The following is a 26,143-nucleotide window of genomic DNA, read 5'->3' on the forward strand; positions in this document are numbered from 1 at the left end:
GTCCGCCGCCGCCGTCCGCCGCCTCGCCTGCGACGCCGGCGTCGTCCCCATCATCCTCGGCACCGACTCCGAACCTTTGGATGTGGGGAAGGAGGAACGGTTCGTCAACCGGGCGATGCGCCGCGCGCTGAACTTCCGCGACAGGGGCTGCGTCGTGTGCGGCGCACCACCGATCCAGTGCGACGCCCACCACCTGATCCATTGGATCGACGGCGGCCCGACCGCGATCTGGAACCTGGTCCTGCTCTGCCGGGCCCATCACATCCAGATCCACCACGGCCACTGGACCATCACCATCACCCGCGGCCGCGTCAACGTCACCCGCCCCACCTGGGCCGAACCCGGCCGCCTCCCACGCCTCAACCGGAAGCGACCACCCGCCACACCAGACACACGCCCCGCACCCGGTTCACCCGGCGCAACGGGCGACGAACAGCCACCCGGCGACCAGGGGCCACCGCGCCCGGCTCCGGCCTGGCCACACACCAGCGACATCCCCTGGATCACCCCGGAGGAAACCGCACGCCTCAACCCCTGGGGCGACGAACCACTCCACGCCACAACCGCGCGCGCCCCAAGCAGCGCGGCAACCGACACCGCCTGGAAGTCGCCCTGGGACGACGACCAGGACACCGGGCTCCCCGGTCCGTGAGTACCGCCCGGCCGGCACCTGCATGCCATGCCCGGTGTCACCGCTGAAGGTCACCGGGAAGCGACAAACACCGCAGCCACGCCCACCGAGCAAGACCGGGCCGACCAGGCACGCTCAAGCTCTGGGGATGCTGCCGATCCGATCTGGCCGATGGACAGTTCATTGCCTCCGACAACCGTCCGGATGCCGATCCCACTTGAGCCTGACCATCGGCAAGGAGCGGCACCGGTCCGGCGCGGACCAAGCAGGCCTGGAGTCAGGCGGTCGGGCTGAGGGTGAGGTGGAGAAGAGGGTAGGGGCGTCCGGTGCTGTCCAGCTCGGAGCGGCCGATGACCCGGAAGCCATGGTGGAGGTAGAAGCCGACGGCGTGGGGGTTCTGTTCGTTGACGTCGAGCGTGCTGGCGCCGAAGACCTCGATGGCGTGCTCGATCAGCAGTTTGCCGCCGCCCTGGCCGCGGACCTCGGGATCGAGGAACAGCATCTCGACCTTGCCATGCTCGACGCCGACGAATCCCACCAGCCGGTCGTCGTCGTCCCACAAGCCCGCCAACTGCGCGATCTTCCCGAACGAACCGGCCACCAACGGCCGGAACACGTCGAGATCCGCCTCCGTCACGAAGTCATGAGTGGCCCGGACGGAAGCCTCCCAGACCTCCGCCGCGCGCCCATACTCCTCAACCCCAACTCCTGAAACTCTCATTACCCCATCCCTTGACCGCTCCACCGACTCTACCGACTACATCGGCCTGCAGAACGCCCTCGCCGACACCCGCCATCGTTCGCCCAACAGCTCTCCGCCGCCACTCCTTTCCGCCCATCCCCACGCTCGTGCGCCCGAAGACCCACGGGTGCTGCTCCTGCTTCACGCGAGCAGGCATCACTCCATCCCCTGCCGCGTAGTTCGGCGACTGGCGGCAAGTACGGTGCTATCGGGCGAAGAAGCCGTTACCGGCGGCCGGGACCCAGCTTTAGCTGCGAGCCGACGTTCGAGTGGAGGCAGGCCCGGACAGGCGAGCAGATCTGCTGGCAGGTTCAACCAGATCTGGGAAGCTGGGACACCTACCCGGGTCCGCGGTCATGATATTTGCTGTCCAAGGTCCCCAGATGGTATCCGCAGTCCCTAGGGTGTCCGAAGCCACCACACGCACCCCGAAGCCACCATCCCTGGAGCCGCACACACCGCTGGCAAGAGTCCCTGCGGTGGCGCTCTTGGACCTGGGCTCGTAAGAACCTCAGCTGGAAAGGTTTGTGGCGGTCCAGGTGGGGATGTCTTCGTGGCGGATTGCGGCGGCTAGGAGGTCAGGGAAGAGGTCAGGGGTGCAGGCGAAGGTGGGGATACCGAGGTTGGTGAGGGCGGCGGCGTTGTCGGCGTCGTAGGACGGGGCTCCGGAGTCAGCGAGGGCGAGGAGTGCGATGACCTGGACGCCGGACTCGACTAGGGAACGGGCCCTCCGCAGCATCTCCTCGCGGACGCCGCCCTCATAGAGATCGCTGATGAGGACGAGTACCGTCTCGGCCGGGCGGGTGATGAGGCCCTCGCAGTACGCGAGCGCACGATTGATGTCGGTGCCACCACCGAGCTGGGTCCCGAACAGGACGTCGACCGGGTCGTCGAGCTGGTCGGTCAGGTCGACCACAGCGGTGTCGAAGACGACCAGGCTGGTTCTGAGCGCGCGCATCGAACCCAGTACTGCGCCGAAGAGGCTCGCGTAGACGACTGATTCCGCCATGGAGCCGGACTGGTCGATCGCCAGAACGACATCGCGTTGCACGCTGTGGTTGCGGCGGGCATAGCCGACCAGCCGGTCCGGCACGATCGTTCCCAGGGCGGGCGAGAAGTGCTTGAGATTGGCGCGAATGGTTCGGTCCCAGTCGATGTCCGAGTGTCGCGGCCGGCCGGTACGCCCGGCTCGATCGAGTGCTCCGGTGACGGCGGCTCGGGTTCGCTGGGCCAGGCGTTGTTCGAGCTCGGCGACGACGCGGCCGACAACTTCTCGTGCGGTCTGCTTGGTTTCCTCGGGCATCACCTCGTTGAGCGCGAGGAGGGTGCTGACCAGGTGTACGTCGGGTTCGACCGCGCCGAGGAGTTCCGGTTCCATCAGCAGGCGGGTGATGCCGAGCCGCTCGACGGCGTCCCGCTGCATCACCTGGACGACCGTGCTCGGGAAGTAGCTGCGGATGTCCCCCAACCACCGCGCAACCCGCGGCGCCGAGGAACCCAAGCCTGCCGATCGCCCAGGGCCTGACTCACCCGCCTCCGCGTCATACAGGGCAGCGAGGGCGGCGTCGACGGATCTGTCGGCCGCCGACAACGTCATCCCAGTCTCCGGCTCGGCCTCACTGCCAAGCACAAGCCGCCACCGCCGCAACCGCTCCTCATCCGAAGCATCGACAGCACTGGCAGCATTCACAGCACCCGAAGCTCCCGCAGCAGCCCGGCCACCCGAAGCGCCCGAAGGACTCGAAGCACTCGAAGCACTCGAAGCACCCCCAGCGCCCGCAGCATCCAAAGCACCCACAGCGCCCGCGGCACCCCCAGCATCCGCGGCACCCCCAGCATCCACAGCACCCACAGCGCCCGCCGCGCCCGCCGCGCCCGAAGCATCCGCGGCACCCCCAGCATCCACAGCACCCGCGGCGCCAGAAGCGCCCGGAGCGCCCGGAGCGCCCGGAGCATCCGCGGCACCCACAGCACGCACAGCACCCCCAGCGCCCGAAGCACTCGAAGCGTCCGGAGCATGCGAAGCATCCGGAGTCATGGCGGTCACACCCCCAACAGACGGGCTACGGCGGGCAGGACGGAGGCTGCCAGGTCCAGGTCGAGATCCTTGTCCTCGGCCACAACTGCGACGCGGCGGCCGCCCAGGAGGGCTGCGCGGGAGCCGATTGAGCGGCGTTCCGGCGGGGCGAAGGTGCCGAAGGTGCGGCGCAGCAACGGCAGCACCTCCAGGAAGTCCTCGTCGCGGATCCCTGCCAGCCAGGAATCTACCAATGTCAGCAGGTGCTCGTCGTGGATCAACAGCAGACCACCGCCGGCCAGGAACCCCTCCACGTACCCGGCTGCATCAGCAGTCGGAGTCCCGCGCGTCAGCACCCGGCCCAGGCGCAGCCCAACCTCGCCCGCATCCAGCCGTGACGTATCGAGCATCAGCCGAGTCAGCCGTCCAGCGATCAGCGGCGGCACCGACGACCGATCGCTCAAGCCTTCGAGCGTCGTCAGCCACTCGGCGCGAACGTCCGGTGACAACAGCGCGGTCGCATCCTGCACTCCGTCGATGAGCTCCAACACTGAAGCCGCAGCCTCGGGATCCAGCCCGTGAACAGTCCGACCAAGACCAGCACAGACCCGCGACACCATCCGGCTCGCAACCGCACCGAGTCCTGCCGTATCGCTCCCGCGCACATCCCCATACCGAGCCGACCGCGCCAACGCAGGTAAGGCCGCCATCAGATGACCGACATCAGCGTCCTTGGCCGCGCGCGTATCCACTCCGGAAAGCAAGGCCGGCAAGGCCTCCGCCAGATCCGCCAGCAGCGACCGCTCCAATGCCGAAGTAACGTCGGCCAGCGTCGAGGATTCGCCGGCAACCCGCAGCATCACAGTCGTGGCAGCACCGAGCACAGTCGTCCCGTGCGCGCCCGCCGCGACCAGGTCGACCTCGAGCCCGGGATCCCAGCTCAGCGTCCACACCTCGCGGAACGTGCCCTGGTTTCGCCGTTCGTCCGCCGTCGGCACACCCCAGTCGATCCCCAGGATCCGAAGCCGGTGCAGCAATCGCGACTTCTCCAGATCGTTCGGCTTGCGCAGATCCAGGTCGACCACGCGTTCTGCCGCGTCCCGCTTCATCCGCAATCGCCGGGCCTGCGCTGCGAGATCCGCCGCAACGGGAGCCTGCGGAGTCTCAGCCGGTACTTCGCCCAGCAGTTCCCCGACGACAGCTTCTCGCGTCACCAGCTCAAGCAGTACGTCGTTCCCGCCACACAACACGGCCCGGGTGGCTTCGGTGACCTCGCTCAACCCCGCTAGTGGCCGCTCACGCAATGCCGCCAGCGTGTCCGCCAGCCGGACCGCCTCGATCACGTGAGCACTCGAAACCGGCAGATCCTCGGCCCGTAGTACGCGGGCGACCTTCGACAGCCAGCGCGTGGTGATCTGGTCGGGTGCCGTGAAGAGATGGTGATACCAGCCGGGCGACGTCACGCCGGCTCCATACCCACTCGAAGAAGCCAATCGGCCGTGCGTCCAAGGCACCCAGGTGCAGGCGACCTTCCGCTTCGGCAAGCCTTTCAGGATGCGTTGATCATGCGTTGCCGGGGGCAACGGTGCCTGCAACGCCGGCACATGCCAAGCACCACAGACAACGGCGATCCGTTCAAATCCCTCGCGAAGAGCCTTCCGCAGCACCGTCCGCATGTAGGCCTCGCGCTGCGCCTCCCGACCGGTCGCCTCCTCGCCGACACGCAACTCGCCCATTGCCTCGGCGATCACCGTGAACGGCTCGGCTCCGTCGCGCCGGTGCTCGATCACGTCGTCCCACCAGCGCTCGGGGTCGTCGTATCCACCGGCTGCCGCCAACGTCGCCAGCGGATCCATCGACAGCCCGCGCCGTCCCTCCGAGCCCGACGACGCGAACTGGTGCGCCGCCGGCAGATCACAGAACCGGACCGGTACGCCGGCCGTCAGCGCATGCCGGATCGCCTGCCATTCCGGGCTGAACACCGCGAACGGCCAGAACGCAGCCCGGGTCGAATCGTCGACCGCATAGGCAAGCAGAGCCACGGGCGGCACCATGTCGGCACTCGCGGCCAGCGAGACGATTTTGTCCGCCTCGGGTGGTCCCTCGATCAGCACGATGTCCGGCTGAAGCTCCGCCAGTGCAGCCGCCAGTGCCCGGGCCGAACCCGGGCCGTGGTGCCTGATCCCGAAGAGGTGAACGGTCATCCGGTGATGTCCCGGCACGCCCGGTAGAAGTCGGACCAGCCGTCCCGTTCGCGCACCACCGTCTCCAGGTACTCCGACCAGACCACCCGATCTGCCGAGGGATCCTTGACCACCGCGCCGAGGATGCCGCCGGCCACGTCGTACGAGCGCAGCACGCCGTCACCGAAGTGCGCGGCGAGAGCGAGTCCGCCGGTCACCACGCTGATCGCCTCGGCGGTGGACAACGTGCCGGAGGGTGACTTCACCGCGGTCCGGCCGTCCTCGGTCCGGCCGGCCCGCAGCTCGCGGAACACGGTCACCACGCGGCGGATCTCGTCCAGCGCGTTGTCCTGCTGAGGTAGTTCGAGCGACGAGCCAAGCTGCGCGACCCGGCGCGAGACGATCTCCACCTCGTCCTCGGCGGAATCCGGCAATGGCAGCACCACCGTGTTGAACCTTCGCCGCAACGCGCTCGACAGTTCGTTGACGCCCTTGTCGCGATCGTTGGCCGTGGCAATGACGTTGAATCCCTTACGGGCTTGGACTTCCGTCCCGAGCTCGGGAATCGGCAACGTCTTCTCCGACAGGATCGTGATGAGCGCATCCTGGACGTCGGACGGCATCCGGGTCAGCTCCTCGATCCGGGCGATCTTCGCGTCCCTCATCGCCCGATGTACCGGACTCGGCACCAACGCGGTCTCACTGGGGCCCTGGGCAATCAACTGCGCGTAGTTCCACCCATACCGGATCGCCTCCTCGGCAGTGCCTGCGGTGCCCTGCACCAACAAGGTCGAGTCACCGCTGATGGCTGCCGCCAGATGTTCGCTGACCCATGTCTTCGCAGTGCCCGGTACGCCGAGCAACAGCAGGGCGCGATCCGTCGCCAGAGTCGCGACAGCTACCTCCACCAACCGGCGCGGTCCCACATACTTCGGCGTGATCTCGACATCACCCGCAGCACCACCCAGCAGATACGTCACCACCGCGGCCGGGGACATCCGCCACGCAGGCGGCCGCGGCCGGTCGTCCGAGGCAGCCAGCGCGGCCAGCTCACCGGCGTACTCCTCCTCGGCGTGCGGGCGCAGCACCTGGGGGGTCGGAGTTTGCGCAGCGGTGGTCACAGTCATGACAGCTCCTCGTACATCTCACGACGGAAGATCAGGGTCTCGACAAGACGCGACCGCCAGGTGTCTTCCTCACCAGTCGGCTCACGAGTGATCGGATGGTTCAGTACTTCGGCCGGCACCGCCCGGGCCGCGATGCTCGCCAGACGCGCCCAGTTGCGAGCGGTTCCGACCTTCGCGAGCTGGTCGAGAACCATCACCCCGAGCGGAGCCGGCCACGGCACGGGCAGCCCGCCGACCAGATCCGCGAGGTCGAGCCGGGATCGCAACGCCTCGGTCGCCGCGACCCATTCCTCTTCAGGCAGCACCCGCAGCAGCTCGGCGATCCGGTTGCCGGTCGATGCTTCGGCCTGCAGCAAGGCGCGGGCCCATTCAACCGATCGCTCGCGCACAGCCGCTTCGGCCCAGGCGACGTGGAAGATCTCAGGAGCACACCCCTCGACCGGCATCGCGAGATACTCCAGCTCGTACGTCGCAAGCGGAGCCGCCGCAAGGATCTGCCGGAACCACCCAGCGCGTTTGCCCAGTCCTTCCTGCGGTTGCGGATCGATGCCGTCCCGCAACATGGACGCGGTCACCCGCGTGGGCAGGTTCACGGCAAGAACACCCTGGCTGACCGTCAGCTGGGACCGCACCCGCTCGGCCATGCGTTCGCCGTACCGCGCACCCGGGATCCGCGCGAGCAACCCGGCCGCGACCCGGCGTACCTCCTTGGAGCGGTCGTCGAGAGCCGCCTCACAGAACTCCTCGTCCGCAGGTGACAGACCCACCGCCAAGAGACCGAGGAACTCCGCCCGCGTGGCTGCAGCCTCAGCAGGCCAGACTTCGCGCAGGGCTTCCAGGGCGGCTTCGGGGTCTTGTTGACGCAGGGAACGGAACCAGCTGCGGCGCTGGATCGCGTTGCCGTGCGTCCAGACCTCGGGGTCGTTGCTCTCAGCAACCGCAGCGTGGAGGAACCGCCAGTCGGGGTTGAGGTCGGCCAGCCAGCTCGCCCGGCGACCGGCCGCCGCGACCACCAGCGGCCGGTACTCCGAGCGCCCGCGAGCGAAATCCGCCAACGCAGGAAGGTGTTCCGGCGGTACGCCCCATCCGCGAGCATCCGCTGCACGCAGCCACTCACCCAGCGCGGCCGTCTGGAATCCGCCGAGCATCGCGGCCAACCGGCGGATCGCCACCGGCCTTGGGAGCGGCCTGTCCTCGCCGACCGCCGAGGGCAGTGGCGTCAAACCCTGCAGCGGCAGCCGGCCGGCTCGCTTGTAGAGCGTGGCAAAGGCGGCGGCGTCCAGCAGCTCACCCTCACCCAGCTGTTCCTGGATCGCCGGAGGCAGTTCGTCGAAATGCGGCGGCCGCCGCTCGGTCCCGAGCAAGGCCGAACTCACCAATCCATCCCACCCCCTCACGACGCCACCGTCCGTCGCCCACCGAGGCACCACGCGGCAGCAGCCGTCCACCGTCGACGCGTCATGACAACACCACCGGGCGGTCGCCGTGCCAGCACGTGATCGGCTTGAAGCCGGCCCGGTTCCACTCACCCGCAACCGTGAGGGGATCCCCTGCCGACACCGCGAGCAACCTCCACGGATCCGTCCCCGGCAACAGCTCCAACCCATCGCCCGCAGCGTCCACCAATGCCCAGCCGTCCCCGTTCCTCGCCGGCCGCACGTCCGCCAGCACCAGCGGCCACCGCTCGTTCCAGGGATCGGCCGCCAACGACTCCACGTACGACGCGAGCGCCTGCCTCGCGTTCAGGCCACCCGGACGGCCGCCAGGCAAGCGTGGTGCCGTCTGGGTAAGCAGCGCCCGCATCGGTAAAGCCCCGGCGTAGAACGACAGCACGCCCGGCACCAACTCCCCCGGACGGCCCGGAAGGGGGTCCAGCTGACGTCCCGCCGACGCGAAGTTGAGGATCAGCGCGAGCCGGCCGGAAGAAGCCCCGCGCAACCACAGCCGCCGTACGGTCAGGTAGTCGTCCGGCTCGATCACCCGGCCGAGGACGAGCCAGTCGTCCTCCACCTTCTCCCCCTCGGCCAGAACCCGGGCGGTTTCCACCGTCCAGCCGATCCGGGACTGCACGGTGTCCGCAAGCGAGGGCGGCAGCTCGGCGAGCCTGCCGTGCGCGGAAACGGTGAGGTGGATCAACGACAACTCCTCCAGGAGTTCGCCCGGCCAGCCGTGGCCTCGGCCCACCACCCCAGCTGCCCGGCGTACTGCTCCTGCCACGCCTGGCGCCTGGGCGTCCACCATGCGCGCGGCGAGACGGCTCAGCTCGGAGTACCCACGCTGCTCGAATCCGCTCAGGCCTCGGCGTACCTGATCGTCCAGCCAGCTCTGCAGCTCGGCCATGCCGGCGGACACACGATCCGCCCGACGGGCGGCTCGCTGCTGGGCCGCCAGTGGATCCGCGACTTCTCCCGGCTTCTTCTCCGCTCTGTCCGCGGTGCGTTCAACCCGCGTCGAGCGCTCAGTCAGCCAGGAGGACACCCAGTCAGGCTCGTCGGCGGCGACGACCTCCCCGCTGGACCACAACATCATCAGCCCGAGCGCGTGCTTACAGGGGAACTTGCGACTCGGACAAGAACAGCGGAACGCGGGCCCGGCGAGCTCGACCGCCGTCTGGTAGGGCTGTTTGCCGCTGCCCTGGCAGAGGCCCCAGAGCGCGCGGTCGGAACAGCCCCCGGCAGACCACTTCGTCGCCCGAGCCTGGGCCTGTCCTGCCTTGGCTGAGGCAGGATCGGGTGCCAGCGCAAGCACCTGCTCCGCATCCCAAGGCTCCACTTCGCCCCCTGCCACAGCTCGTTCCTACCCGTGAGCCGAGAGCATGCCACCCCTCGCCGACAACCGTTCGAACGCCCTTACCCGAAGGCCTGCCGCTCCGATTCGTAGCTGCCCGGATACCCGTTCCCGGCCGTGTCCGCGGCACCGTTGTGCTGATGATCCGCGCCGTCCTCGCGGTGCGGATTGGTGATGGCGGGCGGCGGGGCGGCCGGCGGCGCTGGAGTGTCGGACAGACCGTCGCGAACCGAACCCAGCAACCGCTCCTCGACGGCGCGCAACTCCGCGATGCGCTGCCGGATCGCGTCCTCCTCCGACCGCGCCGCGGCCAGCAATTCGTCGGCCTCGGCCTTCGCGACCTGGCGCAGGTGATCGGCCGTCCGCTGGCTCGCACTGAGCACGCTCAACTCGTACCGCCTGAGCTCGCCCACCAACTCCCCGTCCCCCTGATGCGCGTCCAGGACAGGCGCCATCGGGTGATCACTGTCGCCGCCCGGCAAGGTCTGCTCGAGCTCAGCGATCTGCTGATCCACCCGGCTGAACAGATCGGCCACATCGGTCCGCATCCGCCGGATCACGTTGGCCGCCGCCTGGACCCGCTCGCTGGCCTCCCGCTCCCGCTCGAGCGCAGTCCGCTCGGCCGAGGTGATCACGTCCAACGCCACCACAGCAGCGCGCTCAGCCGGATCGTCCGGATTCGGCAGCACGCCAGGACTCCCCGCCCCCGGCGCAGCCGCCGCAGCCAGATCAGCCTGTACTACGTCCTCCTGGTCCGCCATCGCCACGGTCCTCCGCAGCGGCACCTCGCGGAGGAACAGCACCGCCAGCAGGCTCACCACGGCAGCCGCAGCCGCAATCGCGAAGATCTGCCCGGTGGCGTCGCCGTACGCGTGCCTGACGATGTTCGCCAACTGCGGCGGGAGGGCACCGACGTCGAGCACGCTCGTGCCGGACCCGTCCTGCAAAGCCCTTGCCGCCTGGGCGCCTTCGGGCCCCAGCTTCAGAACGTTTGCGGTGATCAGGTCCATCACCCGCGTCGCCAGCACCGCGCCGAGCACGGAGACTCCCACAGCACCACCGAGGCTGCGGAAGAACGTGACCGTGGCACTGGCTGCGCCGACCTCGCTCACGTCGACGGTGTTCTGCACGGCCAGGACGAGGTTCTGCATCATCATGCCCATGCCGATACCCATGCCGAGCATGCCGAGGCCGATGTACCAGTACGGGCTGGTGTGGTCGATCGTGCCGAGCACGCCTAGGCCCGCGACCAGGAACAGCCCTCCTAGCACCAGGTATCGCTTCCACTTACCGAACCGGCTGATCAGCTGCCCGGCACCGACCGACCCGAGCAACGAGCCGAACATCATCGGGATCGTCAGCAGCCCTGCCTCAGTGGCGCTGTAACCCCGGGCGACCTGGAAGTACTGGCCGAGGAAGACCGCACTGCCGAACATCGCGATGCCGACGGAGACGCTGGCCAGGATCGCCAGCGCCGTGGTGCGTTCGCGTACGACCTTCAACGGGACGAGCGGTTCACTCGCCTTGCTCTCCACGATCACGGCGAGGATTGCCAGCAGGGCCGCACCGCCGAGATACGCGCCCGTCTGCCACGACCACCACGGGAAGTGCTGGCCGGCGAACGAGACCCAGATCAGCGGCAGGCTGGCCGCACCGCTGATGAAGGCCGCGCCCAGGTAGTCCATCTTCACCTTGCGCTTGATCACCGGCAGGTGCAGGAAGCGCTGCAGGGCAACAAGGCTGACGACCGCGAGCGGTACGCACACATAGAAACACCAGCGCCAGCCGAGCCAGGAGGTGTCGACGATGACGCCGCCGATCAGCGGCCCGCTCACGGTCGCCAGAGCCATCACGGCACCCATGTAGCCGGAGTACCGGCCGCGGTCGCGCGGTGGGATCGCGGCACCGATGATCGCCTGCGCCAAAGCCATCAGACCGCCCATCGCCAGCCCCTGCAGGACGCGGGCGCCGATCAGGAACGGAACGTTGTGCGCCATCCCGGCCAGGGCCGAACCGATGACGAACAGGATGATCGCGAGTTGGACGAGCAACTTCTTGCTCATCAGGTCGGAGAGCTTGCCCCAGACCGGCGTGGACACGGTCATCGCGAGCAGGCTGGCGGTGATCACCCAGGTGTACTGGGTCTGCGAGCCTTCCAGGTCCGCGATGATCGTCGGCAGTGCGTTGCTGACGATCGTCGAGCTCAGCACTGCCGTGAACAACGCGGCGAGCAGCCCGATCAGGATCTCGAGGATCTCCTTGTGGCTCAGCCCGGGATCCACCGGCCTGGGCGGCCCGGACGCCTGTACTGCGGGTTGCGGTGCGGCGGGTGGCGACGTCGCCGGGTCACCCGGAGCGATGGCCCCGGGCGCGGCAACAGACATGGTCTCGGTGGCAGACATCGGGGTCCGTTCTCCTGCGCGGTCGTTCGGCCGGAGCAGCTGGTCGAGCTGCTCTGGGGCGGAGTACGGCCGGCATTGGGTCCTCACCCGGGCCAGGTATTTGGTTGCAGTACCCAACGATAAGCCCGCCGGGTTGGCGCCGCCCAGCGGGTCTCTGCCTGCGGAGCACCCGGTCGAACGCCACCAGCTGAATCCGCTACCATTTGGAACTGTTGAGTGATCAACTGAAAGTCCGCCCCGGTGGTGCTGTCAGGGCCCACCGGGGCCTTTCAAGACAGGCAACCCCGGCGTCAGCTTCCCGCTCCGCGGCCGGTCCGGGCCTGCAGGTCGTCGATCAAGTGAGACGCCTCCGCCTTGCTGAGCTCGGCCGATGGCGGTTCAAGCCCCGCTTCCTGCGCCAACGTACTCAGATAAGACGCCTGCGGACCGGTCATCGGCTCGTCGCCGGTGACCCAGTCCTCAGGGTCCTTCTCGGGGGTCGGCTGCACGTCACTATCGGCGCTCATCTCGGTTCCCTTCGCGTTCGAATACCTGCTCGATTGCTGGCAGCCAGGTACCCGGCCGAAGTGAACTCATGCGTCAGGGAGCTGGATAGATCCGGGCCCAGTCGACGTCGAGGAAGGCCTTCTGGAGACCGCCGGAGCCGAAGAAGTTGTCGAGCTGGATGGTGAGGTGCATCGGGCCAGGCGCGCACTGGATGCAGTCCGAATGAAAGCGGAACCACTCAGCACCGTCGATGTAGCCGACCAGCCCGTCCGTGGTCCACTCGAAGCCGTAGTTGTGCCACTGGGTCAGGTCGACCCCCGCCTTCTCGGCGTGCTCCTGGACTCTCGGCTGATGGTTCGGGTAGTGCAGGAACGCGCCGGCTCCGCGATCACCGATGTTGACCTCGAGGAAGTCGTACTCCGCGCCGGCCGGCCACTCGTCGTTCGCCGGCCAGGTGATCAGCACCGGGTGATACGGATCGCCCGAGGCGCCAGGAGCCGCCGCCATCCGGGCCCGCACCTCCCACCGCCCGTGCTTGAGGTTCGTCTTCGAGGCGATTCCAGCGGTGTCCCCGTTAGCCAGACCAGTCTGGCGCAGATACCCGTCGGCCACGGAGTTGGCGCTAGCGCATCGACGGCCGTTGCCGGAGTGACCCGGCCAGCAGTTCGAGCCGGAACCACCCTCGTCACCACCGGCGCCGTACACGCCCCACTTGCCGGCGTCCGGTGCGCCGCTGTAATCGAACTCGTCCGACCCCGGCAACGGCGTACCCCAGTTGTACTTCGAAGCCGCGGTGCCGTCGTCCTGTACTGCGGCCGCCGCGTCCGGTCCGGGTTGCACGAAGTAGGCGCCGGCCACGACCACCAGCGCAGCGAGCAGGAATTTCATCCGTTTGTTTGTCATCTTCCTCACCGTAAGAACGGACGATGACAATTCGATGACTTCGACCAGCCTGGAAAGGATCTCCCTTCAGCGAAAGGGTTATCCGGCTAGTACGACAGCCGTAGTTCGTGATGATGCTTTTGGCCAGGGGGCCGCGGAGGGCTGGGTGGGTGTGGCCCTGGCCAAGAGTGGGGACCTGGGACAGGTAGTCGGGGCCTTGAACACGTTATTTCGTGTCCGCGGTCCCTGCTTGGTGTTCAAGGTCGCCGCTTCGGGACCGCTGCGCAGTCCGGGCCCGTCCCCGCAACATCACAAACTCAAGCTCCCTAGTCCGGCAGTTTGCGGGTGTCGATCAGCCGCTGCGCGACGTCGCGGAGTTTGATGTTGTTGTCCTGCGAGTAGCGGCGGAGCACGGTGAACGCCTTGTCGCCGTCGATACCGAACCGCTCCATCAGGATGCCCTGGGCCTGGCCGACCAGCTTGCGCGCGTCGATCGCCTGCCACAGCGAGGCCTCCTGCCGGGCGCTGGCCAGCGCCACCGACGCGTGCCGGGCGAGGATGTGCGCGACGGCATCGTCATCGGGCTCGAACGCGTAGGGCTCGGTGTTGGACAACTGCAGCACGCCCAGAGCGGTCCCATTGGCTTGGAGCCGCACGCTGAGTACGCTGCGCAGCGAAAGGGCCGCAACCTTCGGGGCCCAGATGGGATAGCGCTCGTCACTGCCGGTGTCCGGCACCAGGACCGTGTCCTCGCCATTGATCACGTCGAGCGACGGACCTTCACCGCTGTCGCGCTGGATCTCGTCGCTCTGCTCAATCAGCGGGTCGGTGACCGCGAGAGTCTCCAGCTGACCTCGACGCTGGGACAGGGCGACACCTGCATGAGTGCAGCTGACCGCCTGCAGGGCGAACTGAAGCACAGCCTCCACGGTTTCTTCAACGCCGGGTTCTTCATGCAACTCGACAGCGAGTTGTGCGAAGACATCCGCGACATCCGCGCCGTCATCGTCCACAGACCAACCTTACGACGCGATTCGTCCTTCACCAGTGAATGATCAGGACGCGACTCGCTGACCAAGCAGCCGTACTGCGTTCGCCGTGGTGCGAGTCCACCATCCATCCGCCACAGTTGATTCGTCCAAGGCTGCGATCTGTTGCGCCACCTCTTCCACCGGGGTGAACCAGTGATCGCTGCCGTAGAGCAAATGGTCTTTCCCTGGTCCTGACGGGGATCCTCGCCCGCTATCCCGACCTCCGGTTCATCGTCACCCAGGCCGGCCGGGGCCGGTCGAGTGCGACCTGCCGCCACTGCGGGGCGAGGTCGGGTGCAGGAGGACGACGGCTGACCTGTCGTTCAGCGACTTCCACAGCCGGTCCCAAGACGGGTCGCCCGGACACAGGCCGCCTGCGTTGCTGGAGCCCCGGAGGCGCCGACCTCAGGCGTTGGGTCATGCGGTGGTCGGGTGCAGCAGGTCGTCCAGTTCCACGCGGCGGAGGAACTCGGTCCGGACCCGGTCGGCGACCGCGTTGACCACGGCGGCGCCGTCGTCGGAGGGGTCGATGTGGACCCGGAACGGCCGCCGGCCCTTCTCGGTGTCGACCACGGTCACGATCGCCTCGGCGACCTCGGCGACATCGGCCCACGCCGGCTCGAGCTCACGGAGCTTGTGGCTGACCTGCTCCATCAGCCCGGCGTACCGGGTCTCGTAGACCGCGACGATGTCATCATCGGCGGGCTTGCCGCTGTGGGCGAAGTGGTTCGTCCCGTGGGTGAAGGAGCCCGGCACGATGATGGTGCTCTCGATCCCGAACCGCGAGACCTCCAGTGCGTAACTGGTGGCCAGCGCGTCCATCGCCGCCTTCGCCGCGAAGTACGGAGCCAGGTACGGCGGGGTGCCGCCGCGGCTGCTCGAGCTGCCGACCCAAAGGAGCAGGCCATCCTGCTGTTCACGCAACTGGGGCAGAGCCGCACGGTTGAGCCGCTGGGTGCCGAGCACGTTCGTGTCGTACAAGTCGGCGAGTTGCTCGGGGGTGAACGCCTCGGCCGGGCCGGTCACCATGTGGCCGGCGTTGTGGATCAGCACGTCCAGGCGACCCTGCTCCGCCACGACGGTCCGCACGGCCTGCCGCGCTGACTCGTCGGAGCTGACATCGAGGTCCACCGTGCGGAGGTCGACTCCGTGCTCGGTCGAGTACTGCTTCGCCTCGGCCGGCGCAGCGGCGTTGCGACCGGCGACGTCGCGCATCCCGGCGTACACGGTGTGGCCGGCGTCGGCCAGGGCGTGGGCGGTGAGCGCGCCGAAGCCGCTCGAAGCACCGCTGATCAGAACGATCTTGCTCATGACAGTTCTCCTTCTCCAACAAAACAAGGGGTTTCGGGCAGGCGGCGGCCACCGCCGAGCTACTGGGGAAGTCGGGCGGCAGATCGCGCGCCCGACAGGCTCAGGCGACGGAGGCCGCCCGTGGACCGACGGCCGGAGCCGCCGTTGGGGCAAGCGGCGGAGCCGCCCGGTGGGTCAGGCGGCGGAGCCACCGTTGGCGTAGATGACCTGGCCGTTGACCCAGCGACCAGGTCCGGCGAGGAAGGCGATGATCTCGGCGATGTCCTGCGGCTGGCCCAGACGCTCCAGCGGCGGCTCGGCCGCGATGCGGTCGATCAGCTCCTGCGACTTGCCCTCGAAGAACAGCGCGGTGGCGGTCGGACCGGGGGCGACGGCGTTGACGGTGATGTCACGACCGCGCAGCTCGCGAGCCAGGATGAGCGTGATCGCCTCGACGCCACCCTTGGTCGCGGAGTACGCCGAATACCCAGGACGGGCGAGCTTGGTGAGTGAGCTGGAGATGTTGATGATCGCTCCACCGCTTCGCAGTCGACGGACCGCCTGCTGGTCGACCACGAAGGTGCCACGCAGGTTTGTCCGCACCAGCCGGTCGAACACGTCCAGGTCGAGTTCGGCCAGCGGCGCCAACGGCATGATGCCGGCTGCGTGCACGAGCACGTCCACCCCACCGAAGGTCTCCTCGGTCTTGTCGAACAGCGCGGCCACCGCGACCTCGTCGGCGACGTCCGCCTGGACCGCGATCGCCCGGCCGCCAGCCTGCTCGACCTCCTTGACGGCTTCCTCGGCCTCGGCCTGGTTACCGCCGTACACCACCGTCACCGCGTAGCCGTCACGGCCCAACCGGGCCGCGGTCTCGCGACCGATCCCGCGGGATCCACCGGTCACGATCGCCACCCGCTCGGTGGTCCCCTGGTTGTTCACAACCTCGGTCATCGCCCTGCTCCTTCTATCTGGTGTCTGGCTGACACTTAGATCCTGCGCCGGTCGATGCATCAGGTCCAACGAATCAATACGATACGAGGATCAATTCTGTTGATCCTGTAGCTCGCGGCCGAGCTCGGTTCCCTCGGGATGCCGCAGGTGCGGGCTGACCAGGCCGAGCAGGGCCCGCAGCGCCGCCGACGGCTTGCGTTTCCGCAGCGTCGCCATATAGAGGGACCACTGGAAGGTCTCACCGGACACCGGCAGCGCGCGGATGCCCTCCTCTCCGGCCACTGCGTAGGCGGGCAGGATCCCCAGACCGACACCATGCCGGACGAACTGGACCCCGTTGTCGATCCCCAGGGCCTCCACCACCACCTGCCGCTCGATCCCAGCTGCCTCGAACTTCTGGTCGATCAAGGTTCTGGTGCCGAAGCCCGGCGGGAAGTCCACGAACGCCTCGTCGGCCAACTCCGGCAGCGTGATGGACCTGCGCCGGGCGAGCCGGTGCCCGGTCGGGACGGCCAGCACCTGCGGGACCCGGAGGAGCTCCCAGGCAGTGAGGTCGCGAGGCACACTGCCCGCGCTGATCCCGAGGAAGCCGACATCGATGTCTCCGTTGCGCAGGCCGACGATGACGCCCGCTGATCCTTCGGGTTCGACCCGCAACTGGAGCTCGACCTTCTGGTAGCGCCGGCGGAACTCGCCCGCAGCGGCCGGCAGGTCGATCAGCCCGAGCCCGGGCAGCAGGCCGACCCGGACCGAGCCGCGCATCCCCGCGCCTAGTTCGTCGACGACGTCACGCGCGCCCTGCACAGCGTCCATGACAGCCAGCGCTTCGGGCAACAGCGCAGTACCGGCTTCGGTCAGCACGACGCGCTGCGCGCTGCGCTCGAAAAGGGTCACCTTGAGATCCCGCTCCAGCGAGGCGATCGCCGCGCTCACCGCACTCTGTACGACATGCAGCCGCCTTGCCGCGAGCGTGAAACTCCGCTCATGCGCCACCGCCACGAAGTACTCCAACTGCCGCAACTCCACAGCCCAGAGTCTGGCAGCACGGACCGCCAACACTCACCAACCCCGCCTAGTGGGGAACCATCGCCTCGGCTCCAGGCTCAGCGGCGCAGGGATCACCGGCAGATCCGCGGCTTGATGAGTGCTGGGCGTCCGGGGCAGTCATCCCACGTGGACCCGCGGGCGGTGCGAGCGGTCGGGTTCGGCGCGGCGGAGGATCTCGCGGGTGACAGGCGGGACGTCGCCCTCGCCGGAGATCAGGTAGCGGAAGAGGAAGTAGAACGGGTTGCCCTCGGCCCAGGCGAAGTAGATGTGCGGCATCACGCCCCACTCGTCGCGGATCTTCAGCAGCAGCGCGGCGATCGCGTTGGCCACCGACGGGCTCTCCACCCGAAGGATCTTGTGGCCGAAGCGCTCCTCGCCGTGCACGTCCAGCTCGGTCTCGAACTGGGAGGCGTCGGTCAGCGTGACTTCCAGGAAGATGACCGACGCGTCCTGCGGGATGTTGCTGACGTCTCGCTGCTCGGCGTCCTTGTCCCGGTACTCCGCCTCGTCGCGGTCGTCCGGCTCGTTCGCGATGATCCGGATCTGCCCGGTGGCGGCGGCCTCGTTCAGGATCCGGCGGGCCTCGTCGTCGAAGCGGATGCCGGTCGCCCGCAGCTCGAGGGTCCGGGTGGCGCGCGAGATCAGCGAGGTCAGGATGATCGCGAAGATGAAGAACGACGCGATCTGGACGCCGTCGGGGCGTTCGATGATGTTGGCGATCGTCGTGTAGAGGAAGACCACGCTGATCACGCCGAATCCGATGGCGGCGTTCCGTTGGCCACGGCGCCGCGCCGACATCGTCACGGCGATCGACGCGGACAACATCAGGACGAGTACACCGGTCGCGTACGCACCACCCTGGGCATTCACGTTCGCCTTGAACAGCAACGTGATGACGAAACCGATCGACGCGAAGACCAGGACCAGCGGCCGGGTCGCCCGGGCCCAGGAAGGGATCATCCCGTACCGCGGCAGGTAGCGCGGCACGATGTTGAGCAGACCAGCCATCGCGGAGGCACCGGCGAACCACAGGATCGTGATGGTGCTGATGTCGTACACGGTGCCGAAGCCGTTGCCGAGGTGCTCGTGCGCCAGGAACGCCAGCGCGCGGCCGGACGCCTGGCCGCCTGCCTTGAACTCGTCCGCCGGGATCAGCACGGTGGTGGTGAAACTGCTGAGGATCAGGAAGCAGCTCATGATCAGGGCGGCGGTGGTGAGCAGCTTGCGGGTGTTCCGGATCCGGGTGGCCGGTCGTTCCGGGTCGTCGTCGGAAGAACCCTCGACCTGCGGCATCACAGCGACGCCGGTCTCGAACCCGGACAGGCCGAGCGCCAGTTTCGGGAAGACGATGAGCGAGATGCCGATCATCACCCAGATGTTGGAGTGCTCGGCGACGAGGGCATTGCGCCAGCTCGTGACGAGTTCGGGCGCGGTGATCACGTTCCACAGCGCATCGGCCACGACCACCACGTTGAGGCCGAGGTACACCGTCACCAGTACGACCGCGAGGCTGATCGCCTCACCGAAGCCGCGCAGGAACACAGCGGCCAGCAGAGCGAGCAGGACCAGGGTGATGATCACCTCCTTGCCGGCCAGGAAATGCGGCACGTAAGGGTTCTCGACCAGGTGCGCGGTGGCGTCGGCGGCCGAGAGCGTCATCGTGATGATGAAGTCGGTCGCCATGAAGCCGAGGAGGACCAGGATGGCGAACTTGCCCTTCCAGCGGCCCATCATCCGGTCGAGCATCGCGATCGAGCCCTCGCCGTGCGGGCTCTCCTCCGCCACCCGACGATAGACCGGGAGCGCGCCGAGCAGGGTCACCAGGACGAGCACCAGCGTGGCCAGCGGCGACAGCAGCCCGACCGCCGCAGCCGCGATCGCCGGCTGATAACCCAGGGTGGAGAAGTAGTCGACACCGGTCAGGCACATCACCTTCCACCACGGGTGGGTCGGGTGCGGCGCCGGGCGGTGCGGGCCTTGCTGACCGACAGGCTGGTCCTGCAACAGCCACGACACCAATCGTCCGCGGATCGTTTCAGGCCTGCCCACAGCGTCCTCCTCGACTCTGCCCGCCCCCTGCCGCGCGCAGCCTAGCGGTTGAGCAGTACCGCGGACCGTCCGCTCCAACAGCTCTCTAACATCGTCTCGCTGAGGCCGAAACAATCTTCGCCGGGGGGTGTCAAGGAGGCAGGACGGGCTCCGACCTAGCGGTGACAGCACTCCTCATAGTTAGGACGGACATGAGCGACAACCTCCAGCACCTGGTGCAGGAATCCATCGACGCGCTGATCGAGTCGGGCGCCGAGACCGGTCTGCAGGTCGCCGTCTACCAGCACGGCGAGCTCATCGTGGACGCCGTCGCCGGTACGGCGGACCTGGCGAACGGGATGCCGGTCACCTCGGACATGCTCTTCTACAGCGCCTCGACCGGCAAGGCCGCGACCGCCACCGTGGCGAACCTGCTGGTCGACCGCGGCGTCCTCTCGTACGACGCCCCGATCGTCGAACTCTGGCCCGAGTTCGGCGTGCACGGCAAAGAGAAGGCGACGCTGCGGCATGTGCTGACGCATTCGGTCGGCCTGCCGGCGATCCCCCCGGAGACCACGATCGAGGACCTGACCGACTGGACCACCATGACCGAGGCGATCGCGGCTGCGGAGCTGTGGTGGGAGCCGGGGACGAAGACGACCTACCACGCCCAGACGTTCGGCTTCCTGGTCGGCGAAATCGTCCGGCGAGCCACCGGCAAGCCGATCTCCGCAGTACTGCGTGAGCAGATCACCGAACCCCTCGGCATCGCGGACGAGCTGTATTTCGGCGTACCGGCGTCCGAGCTGCACCGGGTCGGCAAGCTGAACGAACCCGACGGCATCCAGGCGATGCTGGCCATGATGGCGGGCATGTTCGCCAAGGTCGCGCCGGCCGCGGTGATGCCGACTGCCGACTACGGCAACCGCGCCGACGTGCTTACCGCGGACCTGCCGTCCGGCGGCACAATGTCCGCCCGCGGCATCGCCAAGCTGTACGCCGCTCTGCTCGGCGAGGTGGACGGGGTTCGTCTGCTCAACCCGGAGCGGCTCGTGGAGATCACCAGTCCGGCCCTGGTCGGCACGGACGAGTTGATGGGGAATCAGGCCAGCTGGGCGCTCGGCTATCCGGTCGGCCGGCTGGGCTCGAGCGCGGAAGAGTCGCCGAACTCGTTCGGTATGCCTGGGATGGGTGGAAGCGTCGGCTGGGCGGACCGGGACACGGGGATCGCCTTCGGGCTGACCAAGAACCGGTTCAACCCGACCGAGGCGGAGGCCGCGATCCAGATCGGCAACCTCGTTGCGAAATCCCTGGCGCGTTGATCGGCAACGTCGCTGCGAAATCCCTTACCCGGTAGGGATTTCGCACGATCGCTCGCCGTGCGGCGCCCGGAGGACTACGGCGTACGGACCTGTTGCTCGTCCACCCAGACCAGGTGGCCGTGGTGGCTGACCAGTATCTCGTTGTCGCGCCGGGTCAAGGCCTGGCCCGCGATCCAGCGACCGCCGATCTGGACCTGGACGTCGATGGGCTGCGGGTGCGGGCTGGACAGAGTCGCCGTTGGAGTCGCAAGGGGCATGGCACTCGACTTCTGGACAGGGGCGGCAACGGATTTGCCGCGTCGTGCGGCAGTTCTCGGAGGGTGATGCAGATCGGTCATCGTTCGTCCTCGGCAGGGACCGCAGTCGCCGACGCATCCAACGCCGGCTGGCTGCTCAACCAAAGGCCACCCTACAACCGGTGACGAAGGCGAATACAGCGATATCTCGAACTGTCCGCTCCCAGGCTGCCTCCAGGCCACCCCGGCATTGCCACCTCGGGGATTCCCTTGTGCGACTGCGTTCGTCCACGTGTTTTCGTGCGCGGGCGTGTGGCCGGCCGGCGTGGGATACGGCTTGGGATCCGGTACCGGCGGGTACTGGGCGGGGGCGCGGTTCGCGGTTGCGCGGAGCGCGGGCGAAGGAGGAGAAGATGAGTACCAATCCGATTCGCCCGGTAACGCCGATGGGTCCGGGCAGCGATCCCGAGAATCCCGACCTGGTGGATCCCGGTCTCGACAACCCGAACGTCGGCGTCCGGCCGGGCGACGACAGTCCACTGTCCCAGCCGGTCCACGAGCCGGAACCCGACCCGGACGAGGACCCGAACGAGCAACTTCCCCGGGACTAGCCGCACGCCCCCCAAGAACCCCCGGACACCGATCGTCGCCCGGGGGTTCTGGCTGCCGCGGGTCCGGCTGCCGGGGTTCTAGGTGCAGGGGGTCTGGCTGCCGGGGTTCTAGCTGCCGGCGGTTCTAGCTGTAGGCGGTTCTAGCTGTAGGTGGGGATCTGTTGCAGCGCCCAGCCGTTGCCGTCGGGGTCGTCGAAGTAGACGAAGCGGCCCCAGGGGTGTTCCTCGATCTCGCTGACCTCCACGCCACGTTCGACCAGTTCCGCGCGGGCGGCGGCGACGTCGCCGACGACCACCTGCAGGCCGCGGACGGACCCGGGCTCGGCCTGGGCCATACCGGTGCCGATGGCAATGGAACAGGCCGAGCCCGGCGGGGTCAGCTGCACGAACCGCAGGTCCTCGGTCACCTGGTGGTCGTGGTCGGCGTGGAAGCCGATCTTCTCGGTGTAGAAGGCCTTGGCGCGGTCGACGTCCGACACCGGCACCGACACCAGTTCGAGCTTCCAGTCCATCGTTGTCCTCCCGATCGTTCCTGAGGTCAGCAACCTACCGCCCGGCACGGACCAAACCGGCCGGCCGACAGAGCCGCCCGGAAAGCAGCGCCACCCGTAAAGCAGCGCAGAACCTGCCACCGACAAAACTGGTGCGGTTGCTTGGTGTGACCACCCCTGGGTACCTGGGCGGTATGCCAAACACGGGAGGCACCATGACGACGCATCCACGGGCCGTCCGGGATGACGGTCACCGGACCGGACAGGACGAGCACGTCGGCGCCCTGGTCGCCCAGTTGAGCAGCGACGTGAGCCGGCTGGTTCGCGACGAGCTCCAGCTCGCCAAGGCGGAGCTGAAGGTCAAAGGCAAGGAGGCCGGCATCGGGCTCGGGCTGTTCGGCGGAGCCGGCACGGTGGCCTTCTACGGCCTCGGCGCCCTAGTCGCGGCGGCCATCCTCGGCCTTGCGGCCGCAGTACCGGCGTGGTTGTCGGCTCTGTTGATCGCGCTGCTGCTGTTCGCGGTCGCTGGTGTTGCCGCGCTGCTTGGGAAGCGGCACGTCACGCAAGCGACACCGCCCGTTCCGCAGCGCGCCGTCGAGGGCGTCCACGAGGACCTCGAAGCACTCAAGGGCCACCAGCACACGGGTCAGCAGCTCAGCGGCCAGCAGCTCAGCAGCCACCAGCCGGACGGAAAGGCCACGGTATGACGACCACGAAGGACAGCCAGTTGAGTGAGACCGAGGCGCTCCGCGCCGACCTGGAGCTGACCAGGCAACACCTGGCCGAGACGGTCCAGGAGCTCAGCCGCCAGCTGAATGTGCCGCGCCGGATCAAGGAATCCGCCAGCCAGGCCGGGCACCGCGCAGTACAGGTCGCCGGCGAAGCAGGTCAGCGCGCCAAGCAAACGGCGGCCGAGCGAGCCAAGCACTTCCCCGAGTACGCCAAGAATCTGCCGGTCCGCGCGAAGGAAATGCCGGCGTTGACCCGGCGGCATCCGAAGGCGACGGCGGCCGTTGGTGGTGCAGTAGCGCTCGGCGTAGGTGCGGCTGCATGGATCGCCGGGCGCCACAAGTGAGCAGCAACAAGGCAATGAAGGTCGCGTACCGTCCGTTCGGCCTGATCTCGGGGATCGCCGGAGGTCTGGTCGCCAGCGTTGTCTTCAAGCAGGTCTGGCGACGAATCTCCGACGAGGAGGACGCTCCCGACGCCCTCCAGTCGGAGTACCCCTGGCGCAAGATCCTGCTGGTCGCTGCCCTTCAGGGCGCCGTGTACGGCGTGGTCAAAGCAGCGATAGACCGCGGTGGCGCCAAGGCCTTCCAACGCTGGACCGGCGAATGGCCGGGCGACTAGAGCCGCCGGTCCCGCGCTAGTCACAACTCGTGCCGCTAGTCACAACTCGTGCAGGGCCGGGTTCAGCTCCTTGGCGAAGAAGTCGAAGAAGCCGTCCATGTCCGGTCCCGCGTTGATCAGCGCGAGCTGGTCGAACCCCGCGTCGACGAACTGCTTCGCGACCTCGACATGCCGGGCCACGTCCGGACCGCAGCCGAACTGCTCCCGCAGGTGATCCGCCGTCACCGTCTTGGTGGCGGCGTCGAAGTTCACCGGGTTCGGCAGTTCGGCTTGCACCTTCCAACCGGTCACCCCGAACCTGAAGAGCTTGCGAGCCGACTCCGCGCCGTCCTCCTCAGAACGGGCCCAGGCCAGCGGCACCTCGGCGTACCGCGGCCCTGTCCCACCTGCCGACTTGTACGCCGTGACGAGGTCGTCGCGTGGCTCGGTGGCGAACAAGGCGTCGCCGAGCTCGCCTGCGATCCGCGCTGCGGCCGGTCCGCCCGCAGCGACGGCGATCCGTGGCAAGGGGTCGGGCAGATCGAAGACCCGCGCGTCCTCGAGCTTCAGGTGTTTACCGTCGTAGGACTGGTAGCCACCGCTCCACAGCAGCCGGATGATCTCCAGCGCCTCGCGAAGCATCTCGTGCCGTACGGCGACCGCCGGCCAGCCCGCGCCGACCACGTGCTCGTTCAGACGCTCACCGGCACCGATACCCAGCGTGAACCGCCCGTCCGACAACAGCGCGGTGGTCGCCGCGGCCTGAGCCACCACGGCCGGGTGATACCGGATGAACGGGCAGGTCACCCCGGTCGCGAGCTCGATCGTCGAGGTCCGGGCCGCCGCTGCCGCCAGCATCGAGAACGCGAACCCCGAGTGCTGGTGCTCGGACACCCACGGATGAAAGTGGTCGCTCACCTCGACGAAATCGAAGCCGGCCTCCTCGGCACGGACGGCCTGCGCGACGATCTCAGTGGGTGAGAACGCTTCCGCGATCAACTTGAACCCGACTCGCATGTGATCGAAACCTCCTGTGGAAACGAATGGATTGGTTGCCCCTGGGCACCTGAGGGTCAGCAAGTACTGGTTGCCCAAGGCCCCGGCGTTGAGCAGACAGCGCCGGGGCCGCCACCGGCAACTAGTCGGGCGGCTCGGGGGTGACCGGCATCTCCTCGGCCACATCGGTGGCCTCAGGCGGGTCCTCTTCCGGACCGCGCGTCTCGTCGATCAGGTCTTCGATCCGAGATTCATCCAAGTCGGTGTGGTCGGCCGGAGGCTCTGTCATGAAGGACTCCTTCCCAGAACCCGGCAGGTACCCCCGCGCCGACCTCGTATGCGCCTCATCCGCGGACCGCGAGGATCAGCACGTCGTTACCCCGCCGCCGGGGCCGTCGGTCCAGGGAGGCTCGGCCAGTTGCCTCGACACCACCTCGACGCGCTCGTCTGCGGCGAACGCATCGCGGGCGAGATCGAGCAGCAGCGGATCGATGTCAACGGCAACAACCTCGACAGACGGGAACGCCCGCAGGCCCTCACGAAGTGTCGTCATACGAATGACGTTCGGTGGCCCAGGGGCTCGACGTACAACACCCAGTCGCACTAACGTCACATGTTCTGGTTATCACTGCAGGTGGGAAGGTCATGGACGTCGATCTACGGCTGGTGCGGTATTTCCTGGTCATGGCGGAGGAACTGCACTTCACCGCAGCCGCACGCCGGCTCTACGTCTCACAGCCGGCGCTCAGCAACCAGATCCGCCGATTGGAGACCCAACTCGGCGCCCAGCTCTTCGACCGCTCGCCGCGAGGCGTGACGTTGACAGCAGCGGGTGACGCCTTCCTGCCACACGCGCGAGCCGCGCTGGCTGCGATCAGGTCGGGGGCCGCCGAGGCCACTGCCGCGGCCGGCCGGGACCAGGTCCTGCGCATCGACGTGCTGCAGTCCGACCTCGCGACTCCGCGCGCGGTACTCGCCCGCCTGCGCGACCGCCTCCCGTCGCTCCGGCTGGAGGTGAGCAGCCGGGGTTCCCGCGACCAGGAGCAACGCCTGCTCGACGGTTCGCTGGACCTCGCGTTGTGTGGATCCACCGCGCGCTGCCCGGACGGCCTCAGCCAACGCATCATCCGGCGGGAGGCACTCGGCGTCGCGCTGCCGGCGGATCACCCACTCGCCAAGTCGGACACCGTCGCCGTACGGGAGCTGACCGGAGAGACGCATTACCTCCCGCGGGACGACTTCGCGCCGGAGTGGAACGAGTTCGTGCTGGCTTGCTGTCATACGGCGGGGTTCACGCCACGTCGCCATCCCGCAAGTACGGACGGAACCAGTTCCGCACTTGAACTAGTGCGTGCCGGTGAATGCGTCGCGCTCGGGCTGCTCTCTACGCCCTGTCCCGACGGCGTCGTCGTGCGCCCCCTCGCCGCCGGCGTCCCGCCGTACGGGTGGGCACTGCGCTGGCGTGACACAGCTCGCACCCCGGCGGCTGCGCTGGCTGCGCTGCGTGACCTCGACTGAGTCTTCGCGCGCCGCGACACCGTTTCTTCAACA

At 68.1% G+C, this 26,143-nt stretch carries 27 protein-coding genes; 7 read left to right on the plus strand and 20 right to left on the minus strand.

All coding sequences use genetic code 11. From position 1 onward, the window contains the following. Positions 1-652, plus strand: a 652-nt coding sequence (locus tag ABD210_RS23315; protein WP_344114158.1) for an HNH endonuclease signature motif containing protein, incomplete at its 5' end; no start/stop codon positions are given. A gap of 256 nt (positions 653-908) precedes the next feature. Here ABD210_RS23315 and ABD210_RS23320 read toward each other — a convergent pair. The 15 genes from ABD210_RS23320 to ABD210_RS23390 all read right to left on the minus strand — a co-directional run bounded on the left by ABD210_RS23320 (position 909) and on the right by ABD210_RS23390 (position 19,628). Then, positions 909-1,352, minus strand: coding sequence for a GNAT family N-acetyltransferase (locus ABD210_RS23320; protein ID WP_344114160.1), 444 nt, complete (start codon positions 1,350-1,352; stop codon positions 909-911). A 532-nt stretch (positions 1,353-1,884) separates the two neighbouring features. Next, positions 1,885-2,970 (minus strand): VWA domain-containing protein, encoded by a 1,086-nt coding sequence (locus ABD210_RS23325; RefSeq protein ID WP_344114162.1) that lies wholly within the window; start codon positions 2,968-2,970, stop codon positions 1,885-1,887. Between the two features lie 89 nt (positions 2,971-3,059). Then, positions 3,060-3,401 (minus strand): hypothetical protein, encoded by a 342-nt coding sequence (locus ABD210_RS23330; protein ID WP_344114164.1) that lies wholly within the window; start codon positions 3,399-3,401, stop codon positions 3,060-3,062. A 15-nt stretch (positions 3,402-3,416) separates the two neighbouring features. Beyond that, positions 3,417-5,594 carry a DUF5682 family protein gene (locus tag ABD210_RS23335; RefSeq protein ID WP_344114165.1) on the minus strand — a complete coding sequence of 726 codons (2,178 nt, stop codon included), beginning with the start codon at positions 5,592-5,594 and terminating at the stop codon, positions 3,417-3,419. Continuing rightward, positions 5,591-6,700 carry an ATP-binding protein gene (locus tag ABD210_RS23340; protein WP_344114167.1) on the minus strand — a complete coding sequence of 370 codons (1,110 nt, stop codon included), beginning with the start codon at positions 6,698-6,700 and terminating at the stop codon, positions 5,591-5,593. The genes ABD210_RS23335 and ABD210_RS23340 overlap by 4 nt, the downstream gene beginning before the upstream one ends. Further along, entirely contained in the window at positions 6,697-8,076 is a 1,380-nt protein-coding gene (locus ABD210_RS23345) for a DUF5691 domain-containing protein (RefSeq protein ID WP_344114168.1), read from the minus strand. Before ABD210_RS23345 ends, ABD210_RS23340 begins: the two co-directional genes overlap by 4 nt. An 82-nt stretch (positions 8,077-8,158) precedes the next feature. After that, on the minus strand, positions 8,159-9,487 hold the full coding sequence (locus tag ABD210_RS23350) for an SWIM zinc finger family protein (protein ID WP_344114171.1): 1,329 nt from the start codon (positions 9,485-9,487) through the stop codon (positions 8,159-8,161). A gap of 62 nt (positions 9,488-9,549) precedes the next feature. Beyond that, positions 9,550-11,889 (minus strand): MDR family MFS transporter, encoded by a 2,340-nt coding sequence (locus ABD210_RS23355; RefSeq protein ID WP_344114174.1) that lies wholly within the window; start codon positions 11,887-11,889, stop codon positions 9,550-9,552. A gap of 290 nt (positions 11,890-12,179) precedes the next feature. After that, positions 12,180-12,395 carry a DUF3072 domain-containing protein gene (locus tag ABD210_RS23360; RefSeq protein ID WP_344114175.1) on the minus strand — a complete coding sequence of 72 codons (216 nt, stop codon included), beginning with the start codon at positions 12,393-12,395 and terminating at the stop codon, positions 12,180-12,182. 73 nt (positions 12,396-12,468) lie between these two features. Next, complete coding sequence (locus tag ABD210_RS23365) at positions 12,469-13,278, minus strand: glycoside hydrolase family 16 protein (RefSeq protein ID WP_344114176.1); 810 nt, start codon at positions 13,276-13,278, stop codon at positions 12,469-12,471. Between the two features lie 305 nt (positions 13,279-13,583). Beyond that, entirely contained in the window at positions 13,584-14,270 is a 687-nt protein-coding gene (locus tag ABD210_RS23370; RefSeq protein WP_344114177.1) for a GAF and ANTAR domain-containing protein, read from the minus strand. Positions 14,271-14,705: 435 nt separating this feature from the next. Beyond that, positions 14,706-15,599: an SDR family oxidoreductase gene (locus tag ABD210_RS23375; protein WP_344114178.1), complete on the minus strand. Its 894-nt coding sequence runs from the start codon at positions 15,597-15,599 to the stop codon at positions 14,706-14,708. Positions 15,600-15,773: 174 nt separating this feature from the next. Further along, a complete protein-coding gene (locus ABD210_RS23380; protein ID WP_344114180.1) occupies positions 15,774-16,532 on the minus strand; it encodes an SDR family oxidoreductase in 759 nt (252 codons plus the stop codon). Between the two features lie 90 nt (positions 16,533-16,622). Then, complete coding sequence (locus tag ABD210_RS23385; protein ID WP_344114181.1) at positions 16,623-17,558, minus strand: LysR family transcriptional regulator; 936 nt, start codon at positions 17,556-17,558, stop codon at positions 16,623-16,625. A gap of 138 nt (positions 17,559-17,696) precedes the next feature. Further along, a complete protein-coding gene (locus tag ABD210_RS23390; RefSeq protein WP_344114182.1) occupies positions 17,697-19,628 on the minus strand; it encodes an APC family permease in 1,932 nt (643 codons plus the stop codon). 191 nt (positions 19,629-19,819) lie between these two features. Between ABD210_RS23390 and ABD210_RS23395 the strand changes: the two genes are divergently transcribed. Continuing rightward, positions 19,820-20,929 (plus strand): serine hydrolase domain-containing protein, encoded by a 1,110-nt coding sequence (locus tag ABD210_RS23395; protein WP_344114183.1) that lies wholly within the window; start codon positions 19,820-19,822, stop codon positions 20,927-20,929. A 74-nt stretch (positions 20,930-21,003) separates the two neighbouring features. On the opposite strand, the gene ABD210_RS23400 is transcribed toward ABD210_RS23395, so the two are convergent. Beyond that, on the minus strand, positions 21,004-21,186 hold the full coding sequence (locus ABD210_RS23400; protein ID WP_344114184.1) for a hypothetical protein: 183 nt from the start codon (positions 21,184-21,186) through the stop codon (positions 21,004-21,006). 392 nt (positions 21,187-21,578) lie between these two features. Between ABD210_RS23400 and ABD210_RS23405 the strand changes: the two genes are divergently transcribed. Beyond that, positions 21,579-21,776 (plus strand): hypothetical protein, encoded by a 198-nt coding sequence (locus ABD210_RS23405; RefSeq protein ID WP_344114185.1) that lies wholly within the window; start codon positions 21,579-21,581, stop codon positions 21,774-21,776. 140 nt (positions 21,777-21,916) lie between these two features. Here ABD210_RS23405 and ABD210_RS23410 read toward each other — a convergent pair whose 3' ends face one another. Continuing rightward, positions 21,917-22,288: a glyoxalase superfamily protein gene (locus tag ABD210_RS23410; RefSeq protein WP_344114186.1), complete on the minus strand. Its 372-nt coding sequence runs from the start codon at positions 22,286-22,288 to the stop codon at positions 21,917-21,919. A gap of 194 nt (positions 22,289-22,482) precedes the next feature. Between ABD210_RS23410 and ABD210_RS23415 the strand changes: the two genes are divergently transcribed. Genes ABD210_RS23415 through ABD210_RS23425 form a run of 3 tightly spaced genes read left to right on the plus strand, consistent with a single transcriptional unit; the run spans position 22,483 to position 23,617 of the window. After that, positions 22,483-22,974 carry a phage holin family protein gene (locus ABD210_RS23415; protein WP_344114187.1) on the plus strand — a complete coding sequence of 164 codons (492 nt, stop codon included), beginning with the start codon at positions 22,483-22,485 and terminating at the stop codon, positions 22,972-22,974. Then, on the plus strand, positions 22,971-23,342 hold the full coding sequence (locus ABD210_RS23420; RefSeq protein WP_344114188.1) for a DUF3618 domain-containing protein: 372 nt from the start codon (positions 22,971-22,973) through the stop codon (positions 23,340-23,342). The genes ABD210_RS23415 and ABD210_RS23420 overlap by 4 nt, the downstream gene beginning before the upstream one ends. 14 nt (positions 23,343-23,356) lie before the next feature. Then, positions 23,357-23,617 carry a DUF4235 domain-containing protein gene (locus tag ABD210_RS23425; RefSeq protein WP_344114189.1) on the plus strand — a complete coding sequence of 87 codons (261 nt, stop codon included), beginning with the start codon at positions 23,357-23,359 and terminating at the stop codon, positions 23,615-23,617. 39 nt (positions 23,618-23,656) lie between these two features. Here the strand turns inward: ABD210_RS23425 and ABD210_RS23430 are convergent, their stop codons facing one another. From ABD210_RS23430 to ABD210_RS23440, 3 genes are all read right to left on the minus strand, one after another. Beyond that, entirely contained in the window at positions 23,657-24,613 is a 957-nt protein-coding gene (locus ABD210_RS23430) for a TIGR03557 family F420-dependent LLM class oxidoreductase (RefSeq protein ID WP_344114190.1), read from the minus strand. 121 nt (positions 24,614-24,734) lie between these two features. Further along, a complete protein-coding gene (locus ABD210_RS23435) occupies positions 24,735-24,881 on the minus strand; it encodes a hypothetical protein (RefSeq protein WP_344114191.1) in 147 nt (48 codons plus the stop codon). A 75-nt stretch (positions 24,882-24,956) separates the two neighbouring features. Continuing rightward, positions 24,957-25,145 (minus strand): polyamine aminopropyltransferase, encoded by a 189-nt coding sequence (locus ABD210_RS23440; protein ID WP_344114192.1) that lies wholly within the window; start codon positions 25,143-25,145, stop codon positions 24,957-24,959. A gap of 92 nt (positions 25,146-25,237) precedes the next feature. Between ABD210_RS23440 and ABD210_RS23445 the strand changes: the two genes are divergently transcribed. Beyond that, positions 25,238-26,110: a LysR family transcriptional regulator gene (locus ABD210_RS23445; protein ID WP_344114193.1), complete on the plus strand. Its 873-nt coding sequence runs from the start codon at positions 25,238-25,240 to the stop codon at positions 26,108-26,110. Positions 26,111-26,143 lie beyond the last annotated feature (33 nt).

Origin of the sequence: Kribbella alba, from assembly GCF_039529635.1 — a bacterium.
Taxonomy (GTDB): Bacteria; Actinomycetota; Actinomycetes; order Propionibacteriales; family Kribbellaceae; genus Kribbella; species Kribbella alba.